Annotated in this window: 20 protein-coding genes; 8 read left to right on the plus strand and 12 right to left on the minus strand. The window is 71.3% G+C overall.

Going from position 1 to position 24,198, the window contains the following annotated elements:
• The first annotated feature begins 8 nt into the window (after positions 1–8).
• From NR792_RS37100 to NR792_RS37125, 6 genes are all read left to right on the plus strand, one after another.
• Entirely contained in the window at positions 9–1,202 is a 1,194-nt protein-coding gene (locus NR792_RS37100; RefSeq protein ID WP_375757431.1) for an RsmB/NOP family class I SAM-dependent RNA methyltransferase, read from the plus strand.
• Between the two features lie 157 nt (positions 1,203–1,359).
• Complete coding sequence (locus NR792_RS37105) at positions 1,360–2,274, plus strand: LD-carboxypeptidase (RefSeq protein ID WP_375757432.1); 915 nt, start codon at positions 1,360–1,362, stop codon at positions 2,272–2,274.
• Complete coding sequence (locus NR792_RS37110) at positions 2,271–3,434, plus strand: serine hydrolase domain-containing protein (RefSeq protein WP_375757433.1); 1,164 nt, start codon at positions 2,271–2,273, stop codon at positions 3,432–3,434. Before NR792_RS37105 ends, NR792_RS37110 begins: the two co-directional genes overlap by 4 nt.
• Positions 3,435–3,446: 12 nt before the next feature.
• A complete protein-coding gene (gene mpl / locus NR792_RS37115) occupies positions 3,447–4,916 on the plus strand; it encodes a UDP-N-acetylmuramate:L-alanyl-gamma-D-glutamyl-meso-diaminopimelate ligase (protein WP_375757434.1) in 1,470 nt (489 codons plus the stop codon).
• Positions 4,917–4,919: 3 nt separating this feature from the next.
• The gene (locus tag NR792_RS37120; RefSeq protein ID WP_375757435.1) at positions 4,920–5,504 is read left to right on the plus strand and encodes a TlpA family protein disulfide reductase; all 585 of its coding nucleotides are present in this window, start codon (positions 4,920–4,922) and stop codon (positions 5,502–5,504) included.
• Positions 5,505–5,527: 23 nt separating this feature from the next.
• On the plus strand, positions 5,528–6,352 hold the full coding sequence (locus NR792_RS37125; RefSeq protein WP_375757436.1) for an inositol monophosphatase family protein: 825 nt from the start codon (positions 5,528–5,530) through the stop codon (positions 6,350–6,352).
• On the opposite strand, the gene NR792_RS37130 is transcribed toward NR792_RS37125, so the two are convergent.
• From NR792_RS37130 to mglB, 12 genes are all read right to left on the minus strand, one after another.
• Entirely contained in the window at positions 6,349–6,975 is a 627-nt protein-coding gene (locus NR792_RS37130; RefSeq protein ID WP_375757437.1) for a polysaccharide biosynthesis/export family protein, read from the minus strand. The genes NR792_RS37125 and NR792_RS37130 overlap by 4 nt on opposite strands.
• Before the next feature lie 11 nt (positions 6,976–6,986).
• Complete coding sequence (locus NR792_RS37135; RefSeq protein ID WP_375757438.1) at positions 6,987–8,246, minus strand: hypothetical protein; 1,260 nt, start codon at positions 8,244–8,246, stop codon at positions 6,987–6,989.
• 110 nt (positions 8,247–8,356) lie between these two features.
• Positions 8,357–8,920, minus strand: coding sequence for a hypothetical protein (locus NR792_RS37140; protein WP_375757439.1), 564 nt, complete (start codon positions 8,918–8,920; stop codon positions 8,357–8,359).
• Between the two features lie 118 nt (positions 8,921–9,038).
• Positions 9,039–9,485 carry a cyclic nucleotide-binding domain-containing protein gene (locus tag NR792_RS37145; RefSeq protein ID WP_171412203.1) on the minus strand — a complete coding sequence of 149 codons (447 nt, stop codon included), beginning with the start codon at positions 9,483–9,485 and terminating at the stop codon, positions 9,039–9,041.
• Positions 9,486–9,532: 47 nt separating this feature from the next.
• A complete protein-coding gene (locus NR792_RS37150; protein ID WP_375757440.1) occupies positions 9,533–10,885 on the minus strand; it encodes a TonB family protein in 1,353 nt (450 codons plus the stop codon).
• Positions 10,886–10,889: 4 nt separating this feature from the next.
• Entirely contained in the window at positions 10,890–11,174 is a 285-nt protein-coding gene (locus tag NR792_RS37155) for a hypothetical protein (RefSeq protein ID WP_375757441.1), read from the minus strand.
• Between the two features lie 15 nt (positions 11,175–11,189).
• Positions 11,190–12,542 (minus strand): tetratricopeptide repeat protein, encoded by a 1,353-nt coding sequence (locus NR792_RS37160; protein ID WP_375757442.1) that lies wholly within the window; start codon positions 12,540–12,542, stop codon positions 11,190–11,192.
• Positions 12,539–15,973, minus strand: a complete 3,435-nt coding sequence (locus tag NR792_RS37165) for a tetratricopeptide repeat protein (protein ID WP_375757443.1) — start codon at positions 15,971–15,973, stop codon at positions 12,539–12,541. The genes NR792_RS37160 and NR792_RS37165 overlap by 4 nt, the downstream gene beginning before the upstream one ends.
• Positions 15,973–18,378: a tetratricopeptide repeat protein gene (locus NR792_RS37170; protein WP_375757444.1), complete on the minus strand. Its 2,406-nt coding sequence runs from the start codon at positions 18,376–18,378 to the stop codon at positions 15,973–15,975. The genes NR792_RS37165 and NR792_RS37170 overlap by 1 nt, the downstream gene beginning before the upstream one ends.
• A 13-nt stretch (positions 18,379–18,391) precedes the next feature.
• Positions 18,392–18,985 carry a dihydrolipoamide acetyltransferase gene (locus tag NR792_RS37175; protein WP_375757445.1) on the minus strand — a complete coding sequence of 198 codons (594 nt, stop codon included), beginning with the start codon at positions 18,983–18,985 and terminating at the stop codon, positions 18,392–18,394.
• A 325-nt stretch (positions 18,986–19,310) separates the two neighbouring features.
• Positions 19,311–19,898 (minus strand): gliding-motility regulator Ras-like GTPase MglA, encoded by a 588-nt coding sequence (mglA, locus tag NR792_RS37180; protein WP_014394794.1) that lies wholly within the window; start codon positions 19,896–19,898, stop codon positions 19,311–19,313.
• Between the two features lie 11 nt (positions 19,899–19,909).
• Positions 19,910–20,389: a gliding-motility regulator GTPase-activating protein MglB gene (gene mglB / locus NR792_RS37185; protein ID WP_002637270.1), complete on the minus strand. Its 480-nt coding sequence runs from the start codon at positions 20,387–20,389 to the stop codon at positions 19,910–19,912.
• A 232-nt stretch (positions 20,390–20,621) separates the two neighbouring features.
• Between mglB and NR792_RS37190 the strand changes: the two genes are divergently transcribed.
• Both NR792_RS37190 and NR792_RS37195 read left to right on the plus strand, forming a co-directional pair.
• Complete coding sequence (locus tag NR792_RS37190) at positions 20,622–22,178, plus strand: carboxypeptidase regulatory-like domain-containing protein (RefSeq protein WP_375757446.1); 1,557 nt, start codon at positions 20,622–20,624, stop codon at positions 22,176–22,178.
• 47 nt (positions 22,179–22,225) lie between these two features.
• A complete protein-coding gene (locus NR792_RS37195) occupies positions 22,226–24,196 on the plus strand; it encodes a hypothetical protein (protein WP_375757447.1) in 1,971 nt (656 codons plus the stop codon).
• Positions 24,197–24,198: the final 2 nt, after the last annotated feature.

Raw genomic sequence — 24,198 nt, forward strand, 5'->3', positions numbered from 1 at the left:
GCCCTGTCGTGTCCGACGCGCTTGCCCGCGTCCTCTCAGGGGACCCCGCCGAGCGCGTCCTCGACCGGACCCTGCGGGCCCACCGCGACCTGTCCCGCGACGGGCGTCAGGCCCTGAAGGAAGCCGTCTTCAACGTGGGCCTCTGGCACCGCCGACTGGGGTTCCTGCTGGGATCGCCTGACGCACCGCCTTCCCAGCTCCTCTTCGCGCTCCTGCATGGCCTCGTCGGCGTTCCCGCTCCGGAGGCCGCGTCGTGGGCGGGGCTTCCGGCTCCGGTTCCGCTGCGCATGGAGCCGCCTCCGTCGCTGGCACTCCGGGCCTCGCTGCCGGACTGGCTCGCGGACCACTTCGCCCGGGAGCTGGGACCGCAGGCGGAGGACTTCTGCGCCCACCTCAACGTGCCGGGCCCCATCACGCTCCGGGTGAATCCTGCCCGAATCTCCCGTGAGGCCCTGGCCGCGCGCCTTGCCTCCGAGGGAGTCGCGACCCGTCCCGGTTCCTGGAGCCCGCTGGCCCTTCACGTCGACGGACCCCGGCCCAACCTCTACGCCCTGCCGTCGCTCCGTGAGGGCCTGTTCGAGGTCCAGGACGAGGGCAGCCAGCTCCTGGGGCTCCTCGTGGAGGCCCGGCCTGGGGAGAGCGTGCTGGACCTCTGCGCCGGGGCAGGGGGCAAGACGCTCCAACTGGGCGCGGCCATGAAGGACTCCGGCCGGCTGCTGGCCTACGACCCGGATGCGGAGCGGCTGGACAGGCTCCAGCAACGCGCCTCCCGCGCCGGGCTCACCCGCGTCCAGGTGCTCCGGACGCCCCCGTCGTCGGGCCTGAACGCCGACCGTGTCCTCGCGGACGTTCCTTGTTCCGAGCTGGGCTCCCTGCGCCGGGGCCCGGACCTCCGCTTCCGGCTCACCCCGGACTCGCTCTCCCGGTACACCGCCGTCCAGCGGGACATCCTGGCCCGGGCCGGGAACGTGGTGCGCCCGGGCGGCCGGGTCGTCTACGCGACCTGCACCGTCAACCGCACGGAGAACCAGGACGTGGTCTCGGACTTCCTCCGCTCCCGCCCGGACTTCCGGGCCGTCACCCCGGGCGCCGGTTGGCTTCCGGACGCGTGCCTCCAGGACGGCTTCCTCTTCGTCACCCCCCACCGGCACGGCACGGATGGGTTTTTCGCGGCGGTGCTGGAGCGGAGCGCGGAGGGGTAGGGCGGCCCGGTTCCAAACCTGTCCGACAGTCGGACAGGTTTCCAATGACGGCCAGGCGGACGAGCGCTCCACGGGGCCTCGTTCCTCCGTCCTGCGGTACTCAACGCTTCGGGCCACGGCCTCCCTGAATCACCGTGTCCCCTCCGCACCGGGTGCTATGAAGCGCTGCGTGCGTTGGCTCAAGCCCCTTCCGCTCCGTCCCCGCGACACGGTGCAGGTCGTCGCCCCCGCGGGCCCCTTCGAACAGGCCCCCTTCGAGGCGGGTCTGCGCATCCTCTCCGAGCGCTACAGCCCGGTGGTCCGCCCCGACATCGGCGCGTCGCACCGCTACCTCGCGGGGGATGACGTCCGCCGCCAGGAGGAGCTGTCCCAGGCGTTCCTCGACCGGGCCTCCCGCGCCATCTTCTGCGCCCGGGGCGGCTATGGCAGCGCGCGCCTCCTGCCGGAGCTGCCGCTCGACAAGGCCGGGCCCGTCTCCTTCACCGGCTTCTCCGACCTGACGTCCATCCACTGCGCGCTCCAGGCCCTGGGCCGCGTCTCCTTCCACGCGCCCGTCCTCACGCAGCTGGGCCGCCAGTCCACCCAGGTCCACGACTACCTCTTCCGCCTCCTCGAGTCCCCGGAGGCCCCGCCGCCCCTCACCGGCAACGCCACCTACGTCCCCGGCACCGCCGAGGGCGTCCTCGTGGGCGGCAACCTGTCCGTGTTCTCCCGGCTCCTGGGCACGCCGTACATGCCGCCGCTGGATGGCGCCGTGCTCCTCCTGGAGGACGTCACCGAGCGCCCCTACCGCCTCGACCGCATGTGGACCCACCTGCGGCTCGCCGGGGTCTTCTCCCGCGTGCGCGGCATCGTGCTGGGTGACTTCACCGCCTGCGAGGAGAAGGACGCGAACTACTCCAGCGCGGACGTGCTCCGCGAGCTGGCCCGGGACGCGAAGCTGCCCTGCGCCGCGGGCTTCCCCATCGGCCATGGCGCCATCAACTACCCCGTGGCCCTGGGCACCCACGTGCGCCTGGACGCGGACGCCGCGCGCCTCACGTTCCTCGAAGGCGCGGTGAGCCCCGGATGAGCCAGCACCCCATCGCCAACCTCCAGGCCGTGCTGGATGACGGCGTGGAGCTGGGCATCTTCCCCGCCGCCCAGGCCGTGGTGCTCCACAAGGGCATGCAGGTCTTCGGCGGCGTCGCCGGCAACGTGACGGGCGACACGCGATTCGACCTCGCGTCCCTCACCAAGGTCCTCTCCACCACCGCGCTCTTCCTGCGCCTGTGGACCGAGGGCAAGGTGGGCCCGGACACGCTCGTGTCCCGCTACTTCCCCGGCTCGCCCGCGGGCGACGCGGGCGTCACCGTCGCGGACCTGCTCTACCACCGCTCCGGACTGCCCCCCTTCGTCCCGTTCTTCGCGGAGGCCCTCAAGGCCCACCCGGAGCTGCTCGACGCGGCCTGCCCCGCGACCCTCCGCGCCCAGGTCCACGCAGAGGTGCTGCACGCCGCCGCCGCCACGCCGCTGGATGCGCCCGTGCGCACGAAGACCGCGTACAGCGACGTGGGCTTCATCCTCCTGGGCGACATCCTCGCCCGGGCCGGCGGCGCGCCGCTGGACGTGCTCTTCCACCGCCACATCGCGGAGCCGCTGGACCTGAAGGCCCGCTTCCACCGCCTCACCGACTTCCCCGTCGACGGCGCCACCGCGCGCACCGGCGCCATGCGCCCCCGCGAGCCCGCGCCCGGTCAGGAGTCGCTGTGGAAGGACGTGCCGTCCCAGCCGTCCCGTCCCGGTGAAGTGGACGACGACAACGCCTGGGTGTTGGACGGCGTCGCCGGACACGCGGGCCTCTTCGGCACCGCCGTGGACGTGGCCCGCTTCGGCCAGGCCGTGCTCGAGGGCGCCGCGGGCACGCATGCCGCGATTGCTCCGGGCCCGCTGTGGCACCGCGCGCTCGCCACGGATCCGCTGGTGGCGGGCAGCACGCGCTCCATGGGCTTCGACTCGCCGTCGAAGGGCCACTCCAGCGCGGGCCGCTTCATCGGCGACACGCCTCCGGGCGCGGTGGGCCACCTGGGCTTCACCGGCACCAGCCTCTGGGTGGACCTGAGGCGGTCGCTCGTCGTCGCGCTCATCACCAACCGCGTGGCCCAGGGCCGTCAGGACCTGCGCATCCGCGACTTCCGCCCCGCCTTCCACGAGCTCGTCGTGGAGGCGCTCGACCTCCACGTCCTCCCCTGAGGAAACCGCAGCATGGCTGACGACAACGGCAACGTCCTCGACACTCTCGACCCGAAGTCCGTGCGCCGCATCCACCTGGTGGGCGTGGCCGGCACCGGCATGGGCTCCTTCGCCGGCATGCTCAAGGCCGCCGGCTACGACGTCACCGGCAGCGACGAGAACGTCTACCCGCCCATGAGCGACATGCTCCGCACCTGGGGCATCCCCGCCAGCAGCCCGTACTCGCCCGCCAACCTGGACGCGGCGAAGCCGGACCTGGTCATCATCGGCAACGTCATCCGCCGGGTGAACCCGGAGGCCACCGCCGTGCGCGAGCGGGGCCTCAAGCAGATGTCCTTCCCCGCGGCGCTGGGCTCGCTCTTCCTGGACCGCTCGCACTCCGTCGTCGTGGCCGGCACGCACGGCAAGACGACGACGTCCTCGCTCATGGCCCACGTGCTGGTGGCCGCGGGCAAGGACCCGTCCTTCCTCGTGGGCGGCGTCACCCAGAACTACGCGGGCAACTACCGCGTGGGGAAGGGCCCGCACTTCGTCGTGGAAGGCGACGAGTACGACACCGCCTACTGGGACAAGGGCTCCAAGTTCCTCCACTACCGCCCGCGCACCGCCATCGTGACGAGCGTGGAGTTCGACCACGCGGACATCTTCCGCGACCTGCCCCACTACGAGGCCACGTTCGAGAAGTTCGTGCGCCTGGTGCCCAAGGACGGCCAGCTCGTGGTCTGCGCCGCGTACCCCAACGCCGTGCGCATCGCGCGAGGCGGCACCGCGCCCGTCGTCACCTACGTGGCCAAGGAGGGCGCGGACGCGGACTACACGCCCAGGAACCTCTCCTTCGGCCCGGAGGGCGCCCGCTTCAACGTGATGGAGAAGGGCCAGGACCTGGGCACCGTGACGCTGCCGATGTCCGGCGCGCACAACGTGGAGAACGCGCTCGCGGTCATCGCCGCCGCGCGTGGCCTGGACCTCACCTTCGCTGAAATCCAGCAGGGTCTGTCCACCTTCCAGGGCGTGAAGCGCCGGCAGGAGGTGCGCGCGGAGATCGAGGGCGTGCTCGTGGTGGACGACTTCGCGCACCACCCCACCGCCGTGCGCGAGACCATCGCCGCCATCCACCACCGCTACCCGGACCGGCGCCTGTGGGCCATCTTCGAGCCGCGCTCCAACACCAGCCGCCGCAACATCCACCAGGAGGACTACGCGCACGCCTTCCCCGGCGCCGCGCGCGCCAGCCTCAAGGTGCCCGAGCGCCACGACAAGGTGCCCGAGGGCGAGGAGCTCAACGTCCCCAAGCTCATCGAAGCGCTCAAGGGCCAGGGCATCGCCGCGGACGGCGCCACCGACGTGCAGACGCTGGTGGACCGCGTCGCTTCCGAGGCGAAGGCCGGCGACGTGCTGCTCGTCATGAGCAACGGCGCCTTCGGGGGCTTCATCGAAAAGCTGCTCACCGCCCTGAAGGCCCGGGCGGGGAAGGGGACCTGAGCCATGCGCCGTCCGTTCCTGCCCGTGCTGGGCGCCCTGGCACTCGCCATGGGCTGTGCCTCGTCGTCGCCTTCGTCGCTGCCTCCGCTCACGGACCGGACCGGTGACGGTCCGCGCTCCAGCAGCTCCGCCCTGGAGTCGTCGGGCCGGGCCTCGGGCCAGCCGCTGTCCTTCCAGGTGAAGCACTACCCGGACAACACCCCGTATGACCTCAAGAGCGACCGGGGACAGGTCGTCCTCCTGGACGTCTGGGCCACGTGGTGCGAGCCCTGCAAGGACGCGCTGCCCATGTACGCGCAGCTGCAGAAGGAATACGGCAAGCGCGGCTTCAAGGCCTACGCGCTCAACGTGGACGAGGACGTGCGCGCCATCCCGACCTTCCTGGAGGAGGCGAAGGTGGAGGTGCCCATCCTCCTGGACGCCAACGCGCTGGTGTCCGAGCGCCTGCTGAAGGTGCGGCTGATGCCCACCACCTTCCTGATTGACCGCAAGGGCGTCATCCGGCACGTGCACGAGGGCTTCGCCGAGGAGTTCCTCCAGCAGTTCCAGACGGAGATCGAGCAGCTGCTCGCCGAGCCCGCCTCCTGACCTCCCACGAGGAAAACGCACCCATGGCCCACGACCCGGAAACGCCCGCCGCGCTGCGCCGCACCGCGGAGGAGGGCGCGCGCATGGCCGGCCGCATCCTCCGTGAGCGCTTCCCCCAGCACCGCACCATCGAGTTCAAGGGCGGCATCGACCTGGTCACCGACGCGGACCGCGCGTCGGAGGCCGCGCTGCTGGACTTCCTGCGCCAGCGTCACCCGCGGCACGCCATCCTCGCGGAGGAGAGCGGGGCCACGCAGGGCACCGACACGCTCCGGTGGATCGTGGATCCGCTGGACGGCACCACCAACTACTCGCACCAGGTGCCGCACTTCTGCGTGAGCGTGGCGGTGGAGGGGCCGCAGGGCACCGTGGCGGGCGCCGTCTATGACCCCATGCGCGACGAGCTCTTCTCCGCCGCGAAGGGGCAGGGCGCCACGCTCAACGGCGTGCCCCTGAAGGCCAGCCCCACGGACACGCTGGAGCGGGCGCTGTTGTGCACGGGCTTCCCCTACGACGTGCGCGAGCGCCCGGACCTGCCCGTGGGCCTCTTCTCCCAGCTCATCCTGCTGGCGCAGGGCATGCGCCGCACCGGCAGCGCCGCGCTGGACCTGGCGTACGTCGCGGCCGGCCGCTTCGACGGCTACTTCGAGTTCGGCCTCAAGCCCTGGGACATCGCCGCGGGCGGGCTGCTGGTGGCGGAGGCCGGGGGCGTCATCGTGCACATCGACGGGCGGCCCTTCGACGTGCTCAAGGGCGACGTGCTGGCGAGCGGCGCGAACCTGGCGCCCCAGCTCATGACCCAGGCGAAGCGCTTCCTGGACGAAATCGGCTGGACGCCGCGCGACTAGAAGAAGCTCTCCGGCACGAAGACGATGTCGCCGGCCTGGAGCAGGAAGTTGCGCTCCCGGCCCACGCCGATGTCCTCCACGGGCACGCGAATCTTGCGCTCCTGCCCGTCTATGACCCGCGTGACGAGCGTGTTGTTCTTCGCCGCGAGCTTGGTGAAGCCACCGGCCAGGGTAATCGCCTGGATGATGGACATCTCGCCGGTGACGGGGAAGGTGCCGGGCTTCTGCACCTCGCCGAAGACGAAGATCTTCTGCGAGTTGTACTCCCGCACCAGCACGGACACCTGCGGGCGGCGCAGGTAGCGGGCCAGGCAGTCCCGCAGCGCGTCCGCCGCGGCGCTGGCGGTGCGGCCGGACAGCTCCACCTTGCCGCACAGCGGATAGTCGATGGTGCCTTCCGGCGACACGCGCCAGGTGCCGGAGTGCTCGGGCTCCTGGAAGACGCGCACCTCCACCACGTCCCCGGGGCCCAGGTTGCCGCCGGACGTCGCCGCGGCCTCCGTGGACGCGGCGGGCGTGGGCGGAGGGGGCGCCGGACGCGTGTCCGCGTGGCACGCGCAGAGGAGCGCAAGGAGGGCCGGGAGAAGGGCCGGGAGGAGGACGGTGAGCCGCGAGGAACGCATGGGCGCGAGCCTCAGTAGGAGACGGACACCCGCGCGTAGCCTTCGTGGCGGGTGTAGTTGAGGCCGGCGGCGCTCAGCGACGACGAGCGGGTGCCCAGCATGTAGCCCACCGCGCCCACGAGCCACGGGCGGATTTGATACTCGGGGCCCAGGTCCAGCGTCACCAGCGTGTCGCTCCGGCCGCCCGCGAAGGAGAGGAAGTCCAGCGCGCCCATCGCGTGCAGCGCGAGCCGGCTGCCCATCACGGAGCGCGCTTCCGCGTAGACGCGGTCGTCGCGGAAGGTGCCGTAGGCGGCCACCGGTTCGAAGGCGCGCAGGTAGCCGCCCTTCACGGTGAGCGACGGGCCCCACAGGTACGTGCCCTCGGCCTGCGCCACCACGGTGCCGCCGCCGCCCGAGCCCAGGTTCTGGCTCCAGCCCGCCTTCGCCGTCAGGGTGATGCGCGGCGACACCAGGCCGGAGACTCCCGCCATGGCGTGCAGCAGCGCCGCGCTGGGCGTGGTGGTGTCGTTGAAGTAGCCCCGGTACTCCAGGCCCGTGTCCACGACGACGGCCGTCTTGGGCAGGAAGCGCCAGCGGCCCTCCGCGCCCAGCCGCAGGTTGCCGTAGTTGAACTGGCTGGCGGCGAGCGGATCACACGCGGCGTCGGTGCAGCCCACGGGGGCCATGCCGCCCAGGGGCTCGAAGAACTCCATCGCGTACGCGACGGACGGCGTCACTTCCAGCGCGCCGCCACCGGGCTTCCACTGCGCCTTGACGCGCGCCTCGTTGAAGAGGCTGAGCACGCCCGCGCCCAGCGCCACCGTGCGCGTGCGGTCCGAGCGCGTCAGCTCGTCGCCGACCTCCACGGACAGCGTGCTCTCCTGGTTGAAGAGCAGCGCCAGGTCCGCCGCGCCCTCCAGGTGCGACGCCGCCCCGGAGCCCGCGGTGATGAGGCCCGTGTAGGCCACGTAGTCCAGGTTGGCGCGCAGCGCGACGGCCAGCTTCGGGGACGGCACGTCCAGCAGCAGCCCGGGGCGGATGTGCAGCGCCAGCTCTCCGGAGAGGTCCGGCGACAGGGGGCCCGTGCCCTCGGCGCGGAAGTAGCCCACGCCGCTGTCCAGCCGCGTCTCCAGGTCCAGCGTCGGGTGCAGCCGCCCGTTGCCCACCTTCAGGCCGTTGCCGCCCGGAGGCCGTCCACCCGAGAAGGCCTGCGCCGACGCCGTCAGCGGCAGGAGCGCCGCGAGCGCCAGGGCCCCAAGGGCAAGGCGGAATGTCCCAGGCTGCGTCATGGTGTCAGAGGCGTTCGGGTAGGGGAGACGGCCGGCATAGCACGCGGGTTCCCCCTCCGGAACAAACGGTCCAGGGCCGGGACCGCGGGAGGTGGGAGGGAGTCAGGCACTCAGTCCACGGGGCTCGCGGGCGGGGGGCGCACGATGAGGTCCGGCGGCGGCGGGGGACGCGTGGGGTCTCCGCCGGGCAGGTTGTCGGGCTCCTCCACCTCCACGAAGAGGTTCTCGTCGGTGCGGAAGGCGAGCTGGCCGATGCACTCCTCGGCCTCCGAGCGCAGCTGGCCCACCTTCTGCTGGGCGATCATCACCTTGGTGAACTCGTGCTCGCCGGGCGCCGCCTCGCTCTTGCTGACGGCCTCCTGGAGGGCCACGTCGGCCTGCTCGGAGATGCGCAGGAGGCCTTTGATCTGCGTCAGCTTCTCGTTGGCGCAGTTGAGCTTCACCACGTCCTTGGTGCGCCGCGCCTCCTCGACCTTCTCGAACACCTGGCGGAGCGATTCGCGCATGCCGCCCAGGGCCTGCGTGCTGCGCTCCAGCTTCTGGCTGTCCGGGACGTCACCGGCCTTGTCCAGCGCGGGCGTGGCGGGACGCGGCAGCGGCGCGGGCGTCTGCGCGAGCACCATCCCGGAGGTGAAGAGTCCCCCGACCACGGCGAGCATTCCCAGCGTGCGCATGCGCTTCACGAGTCCTTCCGGCCCCTTCCAAGCTTCAAGAGTCGAGCGTAGGAGCGAGGGGGAGGGGTGTCAACGCAATGCCCCGTCGTCCCGGAGTCCGGTTTCCGGACGCCGGGATTCAGTCCTGGGGGGCCAGGCGGGCGTTGGCCTCGCGCAGGCGGGCGGACAGGCTGCGCGCGATGTTCACGACGATGAAGGTGAAGCCGTCCGCGTGCGCCAACCGGAAGGTCCGCAAATCCTGCGCGGTGAGCTGGAGCAGCTCCACCTCGCCCAGGGCGCGCACGGTGGCGGAGCGGTGGTCCTTGTCGATGAGGCCCATCTCCCCGAAGAACTCCGGCGGGCCCAGGACGGTGAGGGGCTTCACGCCGTTATCCGTCCCCCGGCGCACCACCTCCACCTGGCCTCGCACGATGACGAAGAGGCTGTCGCCCAGGTCCCCCTCCTCGAACACCACCTCCCCGTGCGAATACCGGTAGAGCCGTGCCAGCTCCGCCAGCCGCGCGAGCTCCGCGGGGGCCAGCATCTCGAAGAGGGGGGATGTGGCGATGACGGCCAGCTTCTCCATGTGCTCCCCGCGAGTCCGGTGCCTCCGGAAGGTCCGGGAGGCCGAGCCTATTCCCCTGGCGAGAAGATGAACGGGTAGCTGACGGGGACGTCGTCACTCGGTTGGAAAGGGAACTTCCAGCCGCGGATGGTGGTGATGATGCAACTGCTGACACCCTCGGAGCGCAGGGTGGATTCATCCACCTCCACGTTGCCGGCGCGGCCGTCCGGCTTGAGGTTGAAGCGGACCATCACCCTGCCCTTGAGGGTGGGGTCGCGCTTGAGTTCCTTCTCGTAGCAGCGCTGGATGGACGCCTTCATGCGCTGGATGAAGCGGGCCAGGTCCTTGGGGCTGACCTCGGAGCTGTCCACTTCCGGCACCGCGTCCGCGACCTGGGGCACCTTGACGGCCTGCTTGCGGCCGGTGTCCACGGTGCCCACGCCGGACGTCTGCGTCGCGCCGATGGCCGCCACCTTGCCGCCGGTGTCGCCCTGGGGGTTGGCGATGCCGTTGCCGCCGCCAGCGCCCACCGCGAGCGCGCCGCCGGACTGCGCGCCCGCGAGCGCCTCCGCCACGTTGGTGCCGCTGCCGGCGCTCCCGAGCACGTCCGCGATGGCGTCCCCGCCGCCGGGCCCCTTGCCGCCCAGCAGCTTGAGGATGCCGGTGCCGGCGACCCGGGCTTCCATCTGCTGCCGGCGCTCCGCGCTGTTGACGGGCGCGGGCGTCGAGTCAGCTGTGGTGGGCTTCGTCGAAGGGGCCTTCGGCTCGTCCGCCTTCTTCGGCTCGTTGGAGCCATTCTCCTTCGGCGGCTCCTCCTTCTTCGGAGGCTGCTGCGGGATGATGGCGCGCACGAAGCGGTCTTCCAGCTGGTCCAGCTCCACCTCCGCCTCCACCGGCGCCGGCTGGGCGACGATGAGCGCGACGCTGAGCACGTAGAGCACCAGCATCGACAGGAGGATGCCGAAGAACAGGCGGTCCACCGTGCTCCACGGGCTGGCCTTCAGCTCCGGGGGCAGCGAGGCCCTGGCGCCTTCCGCGGGCGCGGGGACGAAATGGAAGAAGAGGGTGGCGTCCGGCAGCTCCACCTTGCCGCGCGCGCTCTCCTGGAGCGGCAGGTCGAAGGTGTCGTCCGCGCGGCGGGTGGCCAGTCCCTGGGCGCGCAGCGCGTCGAAGTCCACGTCCGACGAGCCCAGGTTGACGCGGCCCTGCATGTGCTCGTCGATGATGAGGTGGAACTGCTGGCCGCGGTTCTCCAGCACCTTGAAGCGCGGCGGGCGCGCCTCGGACGGGGGCAGGACGATGGTGTTACGGGCGTCGTCGCCAATGGTGACGGAGTCGTGGAGCAGGTGGTGCTCTTCGACGATGCGCCCGTCCTGGATGACGCCGACGCGCAGCAGCTTGGGGCGGGTTTGAAGGGCCATGGAACTAGAAGGGGTCCTGCTGCACGCTCTGGACCACCTTGGGCACGAAGCTCTCCGTGCGGTTCAGGTCGTCGAAGCTCGGCTTGGAGCGGTCGAGGAAATAGAAGGCTTCCGGCTTCTGGATGCGCCCCTCGACCTTGATGGCTTCCAGGTGGATGGCCTTGGGCGACTTCTTCGCCGCCGGAGCCGGGGGCGTCGCGCCCTGCGCCGCCTTCTTCGTGGACGCGGGGTCCTCCGCCCAGGACGGACGGGCGACGGCAAGCAGCAGCAGGAAGAGGGCGGGGCGCATGGGCGGGAGTCGTGGCTACCGGACGTCTTTGGACACCTTACCCGAGGCGCCCGGCCGCGTGGCAGGGGGCCCCGGAGTCGGGGTGGGGGTCGGAGCTGCCTCGGGGGCCTTCGCGGGGGCGGCGGCGGCCTCGGCGGCCTTCTTCAGGCCCTCCTTGCGCTCGCGCTCGCGGCGGCGGGTCTCCCGGTCGATGCCCTTCTGCGCGTCCTTGAGGTACTGCGCGGTGCGCTCGTCGGTGCCGCCCCTGGCCTGGTACTGGCCCAGGAAGGCCGCGGCCTTCTGGAGGCGCTCCAGCGGGTCCATGCCGGCGGGCTCCAGGTCCAGGTGGAGCAGGCCCAGGTTGAAGTACGGGTCCTTCGCGTCGGGCTGGAGCTGGAGCACGCGCTCGTACTCCGCCAGGGCGCGGGGGAAGTCGCCCTCGCCCCGGTAGGCGTTGCCCAGGTTGAGGTGGGCGGCGGCGAAGTCCGGCGCGGCCTTCACCGCGGCCTCCAGCTCCACGCGGGCGCCGGCGTAGTCCTCGCCCTCGTTGAGCAGGGTGCCCAGGTTGTTGCGCGCCTCGGCGAAGTCCGGCCTGAGCGCGATGGCCTGGCGGAAGCGCTCCAGCGCCTGGGGCCGCTCCTTGAGGCCCAGGTGTACCAGGCCCAGGGCGTTGAGCGTGGCCGCGTCCTGCGCGTCGATGGCGAGCGCGTTGCCCAGCACCATGGACGCCAGCTCGAACTTGCCCTCGCGGGCGTACACCTGCGCGAGCACCTGCATGGCGGGCACGTGCTGCTCGCTGACCTGGAGCGCGCGGCGGGCCTCCGCGACGGCGGCCGCGTGCTTCTTCTGGAGCAGGAGGTTCAACGCCAGCGCCGTGCGCCGGGCCACCGAGTCCTGCTTCGTCAGCGCCTCGCGCAGCTCCGCCTCCAGCGACGCCGCGCGACCGGTGCGCGCCGACAGCCGCACCAGGCAATCCCACGCGGCCTCCTGGTCCGGCTCCAGCGCCAGCGCCTGCCGGTAGGAGCGCTCCGCGTCCGGGACGCGGCCCTGGCGCTCCTGCACGATGCCCAGGTTCGTCCACGCGGGGCCCAGCTTCGGGGACTTCTCCAGCAGGGCCTTGAGCGCGGTCTCCGCGATGGTCAGCTCGCCGCGCCGGGCGACCTCCACCGCGCTGGTGAAGTCCCGCTCCTGACCGGAGAGCGACTTCGCGACGGGCGCAGGCTGCACCGGAGCCTTCGCGTCGCCGGTCTTCGGAGCCGTGCTCACGGCCGTGGCGGGCCCGCCTTCCGGGCCGGTGAGCTTCGAGTCCTTGCGCGTCTCGGGCGCGGAGGCGCAGGCGGACAGCCAGAGCACCAGCCCGGTGAGCGCGAACTTGCGGCCCGTGTTCATGGCGTGCCCCCTTCCGTCAGCCGGGTCGCCTTGTCGGGCTCCACGCGCGCGGGCGCGACCGGCGCGGCGAGGCTGCCCAGCAGACCATCCGGATACACGGCCTCCGACGCGAGCATGCCGCGGGCCTCCTTCAGGACCGGGTATTCCTTGGGACGGAAGCGGTTGAGCGCCTCCAGCGTGCGACGGGTCCACTCGTTGGAGATGCGGTAGTTGCGCGCCTCCTTGAGCGTGGCGGCGTACTTCTCCACCGCGCCGTCCTCCAGGGCCACGGTGTGCTGCGTAAGCTGGTCCTGGTAGTTCAGCACGAACTCATCCCCCAGGCGCTTCAGCTCCGGAGGCACCGGCGCGTCCAGCAGCGTGGCCGCGAAGCGCTCCAGGGTGTAGCCCTGCCGGTAGAACGATGCCAGGGACCACTCCAGCTGCTTGTACGGCAGGACCTTCGTGTACGCGGCATTCACCGCATTCACGGCTTCCTTCTTCTTGGTGAGGCTCTTCTCCAGCGCCTTGCCGGTGCCACTGACCTTCAGCGCGTCGAAGCGCTGGAGCTCCAGCTCGGCCAGTTGGAAGCGGCTGTAGGCGGCGGCTTCGGCGGCGCGCGGCTGCGTGTTCGGCTTCAGCTTGCGGCGGTCGAAGTCGTCCGCGGCGGCGGTGTACGCGCGCTGGGCCTCCTTCGCGTTGCCGCGCTTCTTCCACGCGTCACCCAGGCGGCGCTTCGCGTCCACCACCAGCTCCACCTGATCCGCCTTGCTCGCGAACTTGCGGACGAAGGCCTCCAGCGCCTGGATTTCGCCCTTCGTGTCGCCCTGCTTCTCCAGGATGCGGGCCGCGCGGTACTGGTTCTCCGGCGCGCTCTTCCCGTGGGGATACAGCTCCACGCAGCGCTGGAAGGCGGCGGCGGCCTCCGCGTAGCGCTGCTGGCCTTCGAGCAGCGACGCCGCGTTGTAGAGCGCCGCCTCGCGCTCCTCCGCCTTCGGGTAGTCCTTCACCAGCTTCTGGTAGCTGGTGACGGCCTTGTCGAAGTCGTAGGACTTCTGCGCGTTGAGGGCCACGCGGAACAGCGCGGTGTGCGCCCACGGTGACTTCGGATAGTCGCGGTACACGCGCTCGTAGAGCTTCATCGCGGAGTCGAACCGGCGCAGCTCCTCGTAGGCCACCGCCGCGTTGTTGAGCGCCTTGTCGGCGAACTCGTGGCGGGGGGCCTCCTCCACCAGCTGGAGGTACTTCTTCGCCGCCTCGTCGTAGCGCTTCTGCGCCGCCAATTGGTCCGCCAGGTTGAAGCGGCCGGCGAGCTTGAACTTCATCAGCTCGCGGTACTGCTCACTGGACGGGTCCACCACCTGCGCGTTGCTGGCGAGCCGCGCGCTGACCTCCTCCACGCTCTTCCAGTCCTGGTCGACGAGGAAGGACTCGATGATGAGGTTGGTGGCGTAGCCGGCCACCGGGTTGCGCGGGTACGCCTGCACCACGCGCTCGAAGCGGGGGCGGGCCTGGGCGAAGTCGTCGTGCGTGTAGAACAGCTCCGCGGCCTGGTACGCGATGCCCGGCGCGGCCTCTTCCTTCGGCAGCATCGCCACGTAGGCGTCGGATGCCTTCACGAGCCGGGCTTCCGTCTCCGCCAGGGCCACGGGCGTGTGCGCGCTGTCCTTGGGGCGCTCGCTGGCGCGCAGCGGCTTGCGCTCCGGCACGCGGCCCGCCTTCACGTCCTCGTCCAGCTGTGCCTTCCAGGCGAGCACCGCGTTGTGCGCGGACACGTCGCGGTAGGTGTTGTCCTGGTTGGAGTCGCGGACGGCCTCGTACTCCTTCGCCGCGGGGCCGTACGCGTCCGAGTTGAAGAGGGACTCGGCGTGGAAGAAGCGCATCGCGTACGCGGTCTTGCTGCGCGGGAAGCGCTCCAGGTAGGTGCCGTATGCGCGCGCGGCGGCGGCGTAGGTGGCCTTGGCCTCCGCGTCCTTGCCCTCCTTCTGGAAGGCCTGCGCCTGCTGGTGCTGGTACGCGGCGGCGGAGTAGAGGCTCTGCTCGGCGAGCGTCTGCGCGTGCGACAGCGCGTTCGGGTCGTCCTTGTTCTTCTCGTACCAGGCGCCGCCGGGCAGGTAGCTGTTGGCCAGCTTCTCCGACTCCTTCGCGTACAGGTCCATGCGCCGGTCGCGCTCGTAGGCCTGGACGATGCGCTGCTGGAGGCGCGGCGCGTCCGCGGTGAGCGGGTCGGTGGAGAGCACCTGCTGGTACGCGGCGATGGCCTCCTCGTTGCGGAGCTGGTCGAAGTAGACGTTGCCCAGCCGGCGGTACACCTCCGCCTCGTAGGGCCGGCCGCCGCGCTTGGCGAAGAGGTCGCGGGCCTTGGCCACGCCGCCCCACGTCTCGTCCGCCAGCGACAGCGCGATGTACTGGAGCGCCTCCGAGCGCAGGTCGCCTTCGTCCGCCTTGCTGCCGGACTGCTGGTGGGACTGGTAGTGGTCCAGGAGCAGCAGGAAGCTGTCCACGGACTCCTCGAACCAGTCCATCCGGTAGTACGTCCAGGCCAGCTTGTAGCGGGCCTTGTCATAGAACCGGTGCCCGGTGTCGCGCGTCGCGACGGTGTACGCATCGGCGGCCTTGCGCAGCGCCTCCGGGTCGGTCTCGTCCTCGAACCAGTACTCGCCGATGCGCGTCCACGCGTCGGTGGCGAAGCGGCTCTTCGGGTAGCGCGTGGTGAGCTGCTGGTAGGTGGCGAGGCTCTCCTCGTCCTTGTGCTGCTCGTTGAGGCAGTACGCCAGGAGGTACAGCGAGCCGTCGTTGAGCTTGTAGTCCGGGAAGCGCGCGAGGAGCGTGCGGTACAGGCCGATGGACGGCGTGAAGTCCACCTCCGGCTCCGGCGGCAGGTCCGCCATCGCCTCGTCGGACATCGTGCGCACGCGCTCCGCGTAGTCGCGGCGCGCCAGCTGGTGCTCGTCCGCGGAGCGCTCGTAGTACAGCTCCGCCAGGCGGAACATCACGTCCGGCGTGGCGCGGGGCTCGTCCGGGTAGCGGCGCAGGAAGTCCTCGAAGCGGGCGATGGCGTCCAGCCGCTGCGTGCGCTCCTGCGACTCCAACGCGGTGAGCGTCTTCTCGTAGGCGTTGGAGAGCGCGGCGCGCTTCTGCTGGTAGCGCCGCTCCACCAGTTGCTTCACCTCGCGGTGGAAGTCGCGCGACTCCGCCTCGTACGCCTCCAGCGCGCGGCTCACGTCGCGCAGCAGCTTCTCCTGTTCCGGCGTGTGGCCCAGCCCGTCCAGGTAGCGCGAAGCAGTGGGCGCGGGCGGGGCAGGGGGAGGCGTCTGGGCCTTCGCGGGGGAGGCGGGCGCGGAGGGCGTGGAGGACTTCTTCGCGGCCTGGCTGGGGCTCTTGGCCTTCGCGGCGTGTGAGGCCAGCGGCGCGAAGGCCAGGAGGAGGGCGAGGGCAGGGCGGCGCAGGGCCATCAGTCCCCCCCTTCCGACGACAGGACGTCCTTGAACTCCGTGTCGAGCGCGCGCAGCGCGTCCGCCTTCTCCTTGGCGACCTTCTGGATGTTCGCCGCGTTGTCCTGCGTGCGGCTGAAGGCCACGTCCACCGTGCCGGTGTCGGCCTTGAGCACCAGGTCGTAGAACTGCTGCCGCACGCGGCGGAAGCTGTCGTAGGCGATGCGGCCCACCAGGTTGCGGGCGTCGCCGGACGCGGCGGCCACCTCCTGCTCGTAGCCCTGGAGCAGCGCCTGCTCCACGCGCACCTTGTCGCGGATGGACTTCACGCGGTGCTCCAGCCGCGAGCGCAGCGCCACCCGGGCCACCGCCACCCGGCCGCGCAGCGAGTCGATGCGCGAGCGCACCTGATGCATGCGCAGGAGCACGCGGGTGTCCTCGCCGGACAGCCGGCCTTCGCCAGCGCGCAAGAGGCCGTGCTCCTGCTGGAGCGCGGCGGAGTAGCGGGCGCGGATGGCGGCCTCGCCTTCCAGGGTCGTGTCCGTGGACTGGCGCTCGGTCGCGAGCCGGGCGCGGGTGCGGTCCAGCTCCACCTGCAGGTCCCTCAGCGTGGCGATCTCCGCCTGGAGCTGCACCAGGAACTCGCGCTCCTCGGCGGGGTCCGCCTGCCGGTCGTCGCGCGTGTCCTCCACCCACTTGCGGATGGCGGCGGCGTTGGCGTGCAGGCTCTGCAGCTCGTAGCCCACGCGGAAGGCCTCGCGGTCCACCGCGTCCACCTTCGCCTGCATGCGCTGACGGCGTGCTTCCAGCTCCTTGGTGGTGGTGGGCAGCGCCGCGAAGCGCACCCGCTGGGCCTCGCGCGCGCCCTGGGCGACGAGCAGCTTCTCGCGCTCGGCGGGCGTCAGCTTCTCCTCCACCAGCGCGGCCTCCGCCTGCACCAGGGACTGCTCCACGGCGGTGAGTGCGGTGTCCACGGCCTCCGCGCGCACGTAGCCCTCCTGCAGCTCCGGGAACGCCTCCAGTCCGCGCGCGTCCAGAGCCTCCAGGATGCGCTCCGCGATGGCCTTCGCCTCGCCCGCGCCCTGACGGCCGCTGTCCAGGTCGCCCACCATCCGCACCGCGTCCGCGACCTCCTTCTGCGTGGACGCGTACTTCAGCGCCAGCGGGGGCAAGAGGGTGCTCACGTCCAGCGAGCGCTCGTTGCGCGCCAGCAGGTTGTCGAAGTACGCGACCGGGTCGTGGTTCACGCGCAAGAGCGCGTCCACCTTGTCGCGCGCGGGCGTGAACATGCGCGCCACGCCGTCATACGTCTCCAGCGCCTCGTCGTACTGGCGCAGCTTCTGGAGCAGGTGTCCCTGGAGGATGCGGCCCTCGGGCGCGAGCTGCGAGTCCGGCGCGACGAGTAGCAGGATGTCCGTGGCGTTCTTCGCCTGCGTGAAGTCCTGCTTGCGCACGTACGTCCACGCGACCTCCAGCAGCGACTCCGGGAAGCGCTCGCTCTCGCGCGGAATCTGGCCGTAGTGGTCCAGCGCCTCGTCGTAGCGGCCCGTCTCGTACATCAGGCGGCCCAGGGACAGGAACGCGAGCTCACGGAAGCGCTGGGCCTCTGCTTCCGCGAGGCCCGTGGACACCACCGCGTCCGGACCGCTGCCCACGATGCGCTGGAACTGCGCGATGGCGGCCGGGTAGTCCCCGCTCTGCACGCTCAGCACGCCCAGGTGGTAGACGGCCTGCACGCGGAAGGCGCCGGGGCCTTGCGCCAGCGGGGCGAACAGCGCGCGCGAGCGCTGCTGGTGCTCCTCCGGCGACAGGTCCATCCGCTTGAAGGTGCCGCGCGCGTGCACGTAGGCGATGTCCGGCGCCAGCACGCCGCCCGACAGCTGCCGCGCCTTCTCCACGTACGCGTCAATGCCCTCGAACTGCTGGAGCCGGCCCGCGACCGCGAGGTAGCGGCTCACCGCCTCCTTGTAGCGCTGCGGCGTCAGGGGCAGGGCCAGCACGTCGCGCAGGTACACCCGCGCGCCGATGTCGTTCTTCTGCTGGTAGAGCGCGTCCGCCAGGTAGAAGACCGCCTCCGGGTAGCGCGGGTTCGCCTTGAAGTCCGGGTCGCTCACCAGGTCGTAGAAGAGGACGGACGCGGCGGCCCAGTCCCCCAACAGCGAGTACACCTCGCCCTCGGAGAAGCGCTTGAGCTGCGAGTCGGTGCTGCTCGGCTCGGGGCGCTCCGTGAACTGCGTCTCCACGAAGCGCAGGGACTGCTCCGCCGCGCGCAGCTCCGCCTCCACCGCTTCCACCGAAGCGGCGCGCGTGCTGAGCGAAGCGGGCATGGGGGGCAGCGCGGTCCCCGGCTTGGGAGCCTGGGGCGCCGGAGCGGGCGCGGCCCCGAGGGACAGCGCGAGGGCCAGGGCGTGCAGCGTCGCGGTCACGGCCGTCTACTCCCTACTTCGGCTCGCTGGAGGTGGTGGCCGGAGCAACGGGCGTGCCCGCGGCCCCTTCCGTCGCCGGAGGGGTGGGCCCGGGCGGCCGGTTCGCGCGCGTGTCCTTGGCCACCTCGATGTCGTAGCGCACCGCGGGCCGGTCCTTGAGGTCGGTGGTGAGACCGCCCTTCTCCACGCCCACCACGTTCACCGTGGTGACCTTTCCGGACTCCGCGTTGAAGGTGTAACTGGATTGCACCTTGAACTTGTAGCCTTCCAGGTAGCTGAACACGCCGTAGCCGCTGCCCCGGTACACCAGGCGCACCGCCAGCTGGTGCTGGCCCGGCACGATGCGGCCGTTGAAGACCTCCAGCGACTGGTGCCGGTTCAAGTCTCCCTGCGTGTCCACCTGGGTGAAGATGGGCGCGCCGTCCAGCGCGTACACCACCGACTCCAGCTGGAACGCGTTGCCCATCTCGTTCTTGTGCACGAGCACCGCGCGGGCGCCGGTGGACAGCTCGCCGCCCATCACCGACTCCTGGAGCAGCAGCAGGCGCGCCTTGGAGCGGTAGATCTTCTCCTTCAGGTCGACGACCTGCTCTTCCAGCGTCTTCACGCGCGACGTGAAGGCCTCATCCGCCGTCTGGTCGCCAGCGGGCGCTGTCGCGGCCGCAGGGACTGGCGGCGACGCGGCGGGCTGCGGTGCGGCGGCGGCCGGCGCGGCGGGAGGAGGAGAAGCGGGGGTGGGGGACGCACCTTGCGCGAACACCGGCCCGGGAAGGCCAGCGCTCAGGAGCGCGAGGAGACGGAGGGTGGCGGATGCGACGCGCACGGTACGACCTCGGAAGGCGGCTCTGCCCGACGGCACGAGGTCATACCATCCTTTTCCGGGGGCTGCCCGGTGGGGGGCAGCCCGCCGGGCAGGGGAGCAGGCGGGAGTGTCAGCCGCCCTTGCGCAGCTCGGTGAGGACCAGCTTCGCCACGGCCTTGAGCGTGTCGAAGACGCCCACGCCCGTGGGGGCCACGGCCTGGTACTCCGGGATGTTCCGGGGGTTGAGCGCCTTGCGCATCTCCTCCACGGTCACCGCGTTGGGCAGGTCGCGCTTGTTGTACTGCACGACGTACGGAATCTTGTTCAGGTCGTAGCCCTGCTCCGCCAGGTTGATGCGCAGGTTCTCCAACGACTCCATGTTGGCTTCCATGCGCTCGATCTGGCTGTCGGCGACGAACACCACGCCGTCCACGCCCTTCAAGATGAGCTTGCGGCTGGCGTCGTAGAACACCTGGCCGGGCACCGTGTAGAGGTGGAAGCGCGTCTTGAAGCCGCGGATCTCACCCAAGGACAGCGGCAGGAAGTCGAAGAAGAGCGTGCGGTCCGTCTCCGTGGAGAGGGAGATGAGCTTGCCCTTCGTGTCCGCCGCGGTCTTGTTGTAGATGTACTGAAGGTTGGTCGTCTTCCCGCAGAGGCCCGGCCCGTAATAGACAATCTTGCAGTTGATTTCGCGGGATGAGTAATTGATGAAGGACATGGCTTCCCGGGTTACTCGCTGAAGAGGTTGTCGATATCGTCGTCGGAGATCTCGGCGAACGGCGAACCGGCTCCGGGGCTGTCGGTCTTCTTCACGAGGCTTTCGAAGATCTTCGTCAGCTCGTCGCTGGCCTTCTTGATGCGCAGGCGCACCAAGCCCAGGCTCGTGCGGTTGTCGAAGATGACGACCAGCACCACGCGGCTGCCCACGATGGTCATGTAGAGGCTGTCCTTCGCCCCTTCATGGAACTGGTTGGGGAACTCGTTCTCCCCAATCAGCTTCGCGAGCCCGCCCATGGCGGCCACGTTGCCGGCCGTCAGCGACGCGAGCGACGTGGTGTCGATGTTCTGCGTCTGGCCGGCCGAGGAGATGAGCTGGCCGTTCTTGTCGACGAGGAAGACCACCTTCGCGTTCGCGTCCTTGGTGAGCCGGTCGCAAACGGCGTTGATCTTGGTGAACTCCTCTTCGTACATCACCAGTTGCGTGCCCATGGGCGTATGCGCTCCTCAGCGTTCGCTCGCCCCGCGCACGGCGGCGCTCCGATGTTTCTGGAGTGAATCCCGGAGGTTAGACGAGGCGCTACCGACCGCCGTCATGCTTAGCAAAGCAGTTCCACTCCAGCAAGAAGCCAGCCGTGATCCGCGCCGCTTCTTGAAGGAATGACGGCTTCGCGGGTTGGGACACCTGCCCCGCTTCTCTATACTCTGCCGGGCCTTGCGCCGCTTGAGCCCCCTCACCGACATCCTCCCGCGCCTCGCCGTCCTCGTCCTGGCGCTCGCCTGTTCCGGGGGCGCCCGTGCGCAAGCCCCCGAGTCCGAGCGCGCCTCGCTGCGCCTGCGCTACGGCCTGTCCTCGCGCCAGGGTGAGCAGGTGGATGTAGGGCCCGGGCTCACCTACTCCGGTCTGACGCCGAACGACGTGGCGCTGACGTTGATGGGCTGGGCGGGGACGTACCTGGGCGGCCAGGTGGATCTGCAGCGCGAGGCGTTCGAGCTTCGGGACGCGTCGTCGAGCGTGACGGGCGGCAGCCTGCTGCGCGGCTCGGTGGGGCCGCGCGGGCGCCTGTTCCTGGGGCCGGTGCGGCTGGAGCTGGGCGCGGGCTACGGCTTCGCGCAGCTGCCGCTGTTCGGTGGGTACACCTATGCGCCGGTGTTGCAGCGGGGCGTGCGGCACGCGGCGCTGCTCTCCGCGCGGGTGCTGGTGGCGCTGCCGGCGCGGCTCCAGCTGGAGGCGCGGGGCGAGCTGCCTCTGACGCTCTCCGCGCACGCGGCGGATGGACTGAAGGCGTCGTCGTCCGGCTACGTGGTGGGCGCGGCGCTGCTGTACCCGGTGGTGAGCCGGGATGGCTGGACGGGGCGCCTGCTCCTGGACGTGCAGCAGGCGCACGACACGATGGAGCTGGAGGGCAGTGGCCTGCGCTCCGAGCAGCGGATGCGCCGCATCGGCCTGGGCTTCGAGGTCGCGCTGGGCAGCGAGGGCCGGACGTCGCGGCCCGTGGAAGGCCCGCGCCAGGCCTTCGTCGCGCTGAGCGTCGTGGACGCGGAGACGGGCGCACCGCTGCCGGGTGCCCACGTGCGCGTGCCCTCCTTGAAGACGCCGGGCACGAACGAGGAGCTGGTGGCGGACGCACACGGCCAGCTGCGCGTCCTGCTGCCCGAGGGCGCGCAATCCACGCAGGCGAGCGTGGACGGCTATGAGGACGCGACCGCGGTCGCCTCCGTCAGCGGGGACACGGAGAGCGCGCCCGTGCAGCTGCGCCTGCGCAAGAAGGCGCCGGCCACGGGCTCGCTCAAGGTGAAGGTGGTGCAGGGCAAGAACGGCGTCCCGGTCCCGGACGTGCAGGTCGTCTCCGGAGCCGCGCGGCTGCGCACGAACATGGTGGGCGAGGTGTTGCTCGAAGGGCTCGCGCCGGGACCGGTGGCCGTGGCGATGTCCGCGCCGGGCTTCCGCGCCACGGAAGAGGCGGCGGTGGTGGTGGCGGGGCAGACGTCGGAGCTGGTGGTGGTGCTGGCCCAGGAGCGCAAGGGCGAGCAGGCCACGCTGGTGGGCCAGGTGCGCAGCGCCCGGAGCGGCAAGCCGCTGGTGGCGACGGTGAGCATCCCGCAGGCGAAGGTGCGCACGCGCACGGACAAGAGCGGCGCCTTCACCGCGCGCGTCCGTGGCGGCACGTACCGCATCACCCTGTCCGCCGCCGGGCACGTGACCCAGACGAAGACGGTCACCGTGCGCGAAGGCGAGCAGGCCATTCTCAACGTTGATCTGTTCCCGAGGCGCCGGTGAGTCGCGCGGTGCCACCGCGACGCCCGTCCGTCGTCGTCGAGGTTTCAGTGAGTCCTGTCCGCATCCTCGCGTTGTCGCTGCTCGTCCTCCTCTCCGGCTGCTCGGGGTGTGAACGCGAGGAGGCACCGAAGCCTCCGCCCGTGGTGGTGGAGGTGGACGCGGGGGCCGTCGTCCCCATCGGGCGCCTGGAAGGGCTGTCCGGCGACGTGCGCCTGGAGCGCGGCGGCAAGGTGGGCCCGGCGGTGGAGGGACCGCTGCTCGCGGGCGACGCGGTGGAGACCGGTGAGAGCGGATCCGCGACGGTGCGCTTCCCGGGCGACCGGACGGTGGAGGTGGGCAGCGAGGGCCGGTTCGCGGTGGGCTCGGACGCGACGGGCATCGTGATGAAGGTGGAGCGCGGCATCGTGCTGTCGCGCGTGCCCGCGGGCGGGAAGGCCGACGTCGCGGGCTCCAAGGTGACGTTGAACATCCTCACCCCCTTCGGCCTCACGCGCGTGGGACCGGATCCGTCGGAGGTGAAGGTCGCGGTGGCGGAGGACTCGGCGCGGGTGGAGGTGAAGCTGGGCGCCATCGAGCTGGTCTCCAAGGACGGCAAGACGCTGCGCGCGGCGCAAGGTGACGCGGTGGACCTGACGCGCGAGCGCGCGGAGGTGGTGCCCTCGGCCCCGCGCATCATGGAGCTGGCGCCCATCGCGGTGACGGTGCGCGCGTCCTCGGGCGTCACGGAGGTGAAGGCGAAGGACACGGGCCGCTGGCGCAAGGTGCGCCGCGAGGGCGAGGTGCTGGCCTTCGGCGACGGCGTGCGGACGAAGGGCGGCGAGGCGGTGCTGTCACTCAAGGACAGCGGCTCGGTGCTGACGCTCGCTCCTGGCGCGGAGGCGGTGCTGGAGAGCGCGGGGCAGCAGGGCACCATCGACGAGGCGCGCGTCCACCTGCTCCAGGGCCTGCTGGCCGTGCAGCTCGCCATGGGGCGCCAGAGCCGCGTGGTGCTGCCGGAGATGACGGTGGAGTCCGGGAGCGGCGCGAGGCTGGAGATCCGCCGCACCGACGCGGGCATGCAGGTAGCGGCGCACACGGGCGACGTGACGCTGCGGCGGGGCGAGGCACGGCAGGAGCTGCGCGCCGGTGAGCGCGCCACCGTGGCCACGGACGGCACCGCGAAGGTGGAGCCGCTGGAGGCGGCGGCGGTGGCGGTGGGCCCGGGCGAGGGCACGGAGGTCTTCCACCGGGGCCTGTCGGAGGTGGCGCTCACCTGGGAGGGCGAGGGCGACGCGGTGGTGGAGGCGGCGCAGGACGCGGCCTTCAAGCGGCCGGTGCTCTGGGGCCGGGTGCACCGCGCTTCCGTCAACGTGTCCGCACTGGCGCGGGGCACGCTGTACTGGCGGGCGCGCAAGGAGGACGGCACGCAGGTGGCGGCGGGCAGCGTCCACTTCGCCCCGGAGTCCCCCACGAGCGCGCTGGCGCGCGTGCGCAACGTGGTGCCGGAGGGGCCGGAGAAGACGACCATCTTCTACCAGGACAAGCCCCCGGCGGTGACGTTCACCTACGGCGAGGAACCGCGGGCCCATACCTATCGCGTGGCGGTGTACAAGGCGGGCTCGCTGACGACGCCCGTGGTGCAGCGCACGGTGTCGGAGCCGCGCGCGGCGCTGGAGGCGGGGGCGCTGGGCGAGGGCAGCTACCTGTGGTCCGTCACGCCGCTGTCGCAGGCGGGCGCGGCCCTCAAGGGCGGGCGGATGAACAAGCTGGAGCTCGTCTATGACAACTCGGTGGTGGGGCTGGTGGTGGACAGCCCGCGCCAGGGTGCGTCGGCGGCGGAGAAGGTGCGGGCCTCGGGGGTGGCGCCGGTGAATGCCCGCCTGTCCATCAACGGACGGGCCGTGCCCCTGGACGCCAAGCACCGCTTCGATACGTGGGTCCCCCCCATGGGAATGCCCCCCCTGCTGGTGTTTAAGATGACGCGACCCGGTGCCCCGGACGTACTCACGGTGCGCACCCTGAAGCCGCGAGGACCTTGAGG

This window comes from Corallococcus exercitus (assembly GCF_042231735.1).
GTDB classification, from domain to species: domain Bacteria; phylum Myxococcota; class Myxococcia; order Myxococcales; family Myxococcaceae; genus Corallococcus; species Corallococcus exercitus_B.

Bases quoted from the DNA above. Each gene is read 5' to 3' on its own strand.
- mglB (WP_002637270.1), bottom strand. From the start codon at position 20,389: ATGGGCACGCAACTGGTGATGTACGAAGAGGAGTTCACCAAGATCAAC.
- NR792_RS37120 (WP_375757435.1), top strand. From the start codon at position 4,920: ATGCGCCGTCCGTTCCTGCCCGTGCTGGGCGCCCTGGCACTCGCCATG.
- NR792_RS37145 (WP_171412203.1), bottom strand. From the start codon at position 9,485: ATGGAGAAGCTGGCCGTCATCGCCACATCCCCCCTCTTCGAGATGCTG.
- NR792_RS37125 (WP_375757436.1), top strand. From the start codon at position 5,528: ATGGCCCACGACCCGGAAACGCCCGCCGCGCTGCGCCGCACCGCGGAG.
- mpl (WP_375757434.1), top strand. From the start codon at position 3,447: ATGGCTGACGACAACGGCAACGTCCTCGACACTCTCGACCCGAAGTCC.
- NR792_RS37155 (WP_375757441.1), bottom strand. From the start codon at position 11,174: ATGCGCCCCGCCCTCTTCCTGCTGCTGCTTGCCGTCGCCCGTCCGTCC.
- NR792_RS37110 (WP_375757433.1), top strand. From the start codon at position 2,271: ATGAGCCAGCACCCCATCGCCAACCTCCAGGCCGTGCTGGATGACGGC.
- NR792_RS37130 (WP_375757437.1), bottom strand. From the start codon at position 6,975: ATGCGTTCCTCGCGGCTCACCGTCCTCCTCCCGGCCCTTCTCCCGGCC.
- NR792_RS37160 (WP_375757442.1), bottom strand. From the start codon at position 12,542: ATGAACACGGGCCGCAAGTTCGCGCTCACCGGGCTGGTGCTCTGGCTG.
- NR792_RS37150 (WP_375757440.1), bottom strand. From the start codon at position 10,885: ATGGCCCTTCAAACCCGCCCCAAGCTGCTGCGCGTCGGCGTCATCCAG.
- NR792_RS37105 (WP_375757432.1), top strand. From the start codon at position 1,360: ATGAAGCGCTGCGTGCGTTGGCTCAAGCCCCTTCCGCTCCGTCCCCGC.
- NR792_RS37135 (WP_375757438.1), bottom strand. From the start codon at position 8,246: ATGACGCAGCCTGGGACATTCCGCCTTGCCCTTGGGGCCCTGGCGCTC.
- mglA (WP_014394794.1), bottom strand. From the start codon at position 19,898: ATGTCCTTCATCAATTACTCATCCCGCGAAATCAACTGCAAGATTGTC.
- NR792_RS37165 (WP_375757443.1), bottom strand. From the start codon at position 15,973: ATGGCCCTGCGCCGCCCTGCCCTCGCCCTCCTCCTGGCCTTCGCGCCG.
- NR792_RS37140 (WP_375757439.1), bottom strand. From the start codon at position 8,920: ATGCGCACGCTGGGAATGCTCGCCGTGGTCGGGGGACTCTTCACCTCC.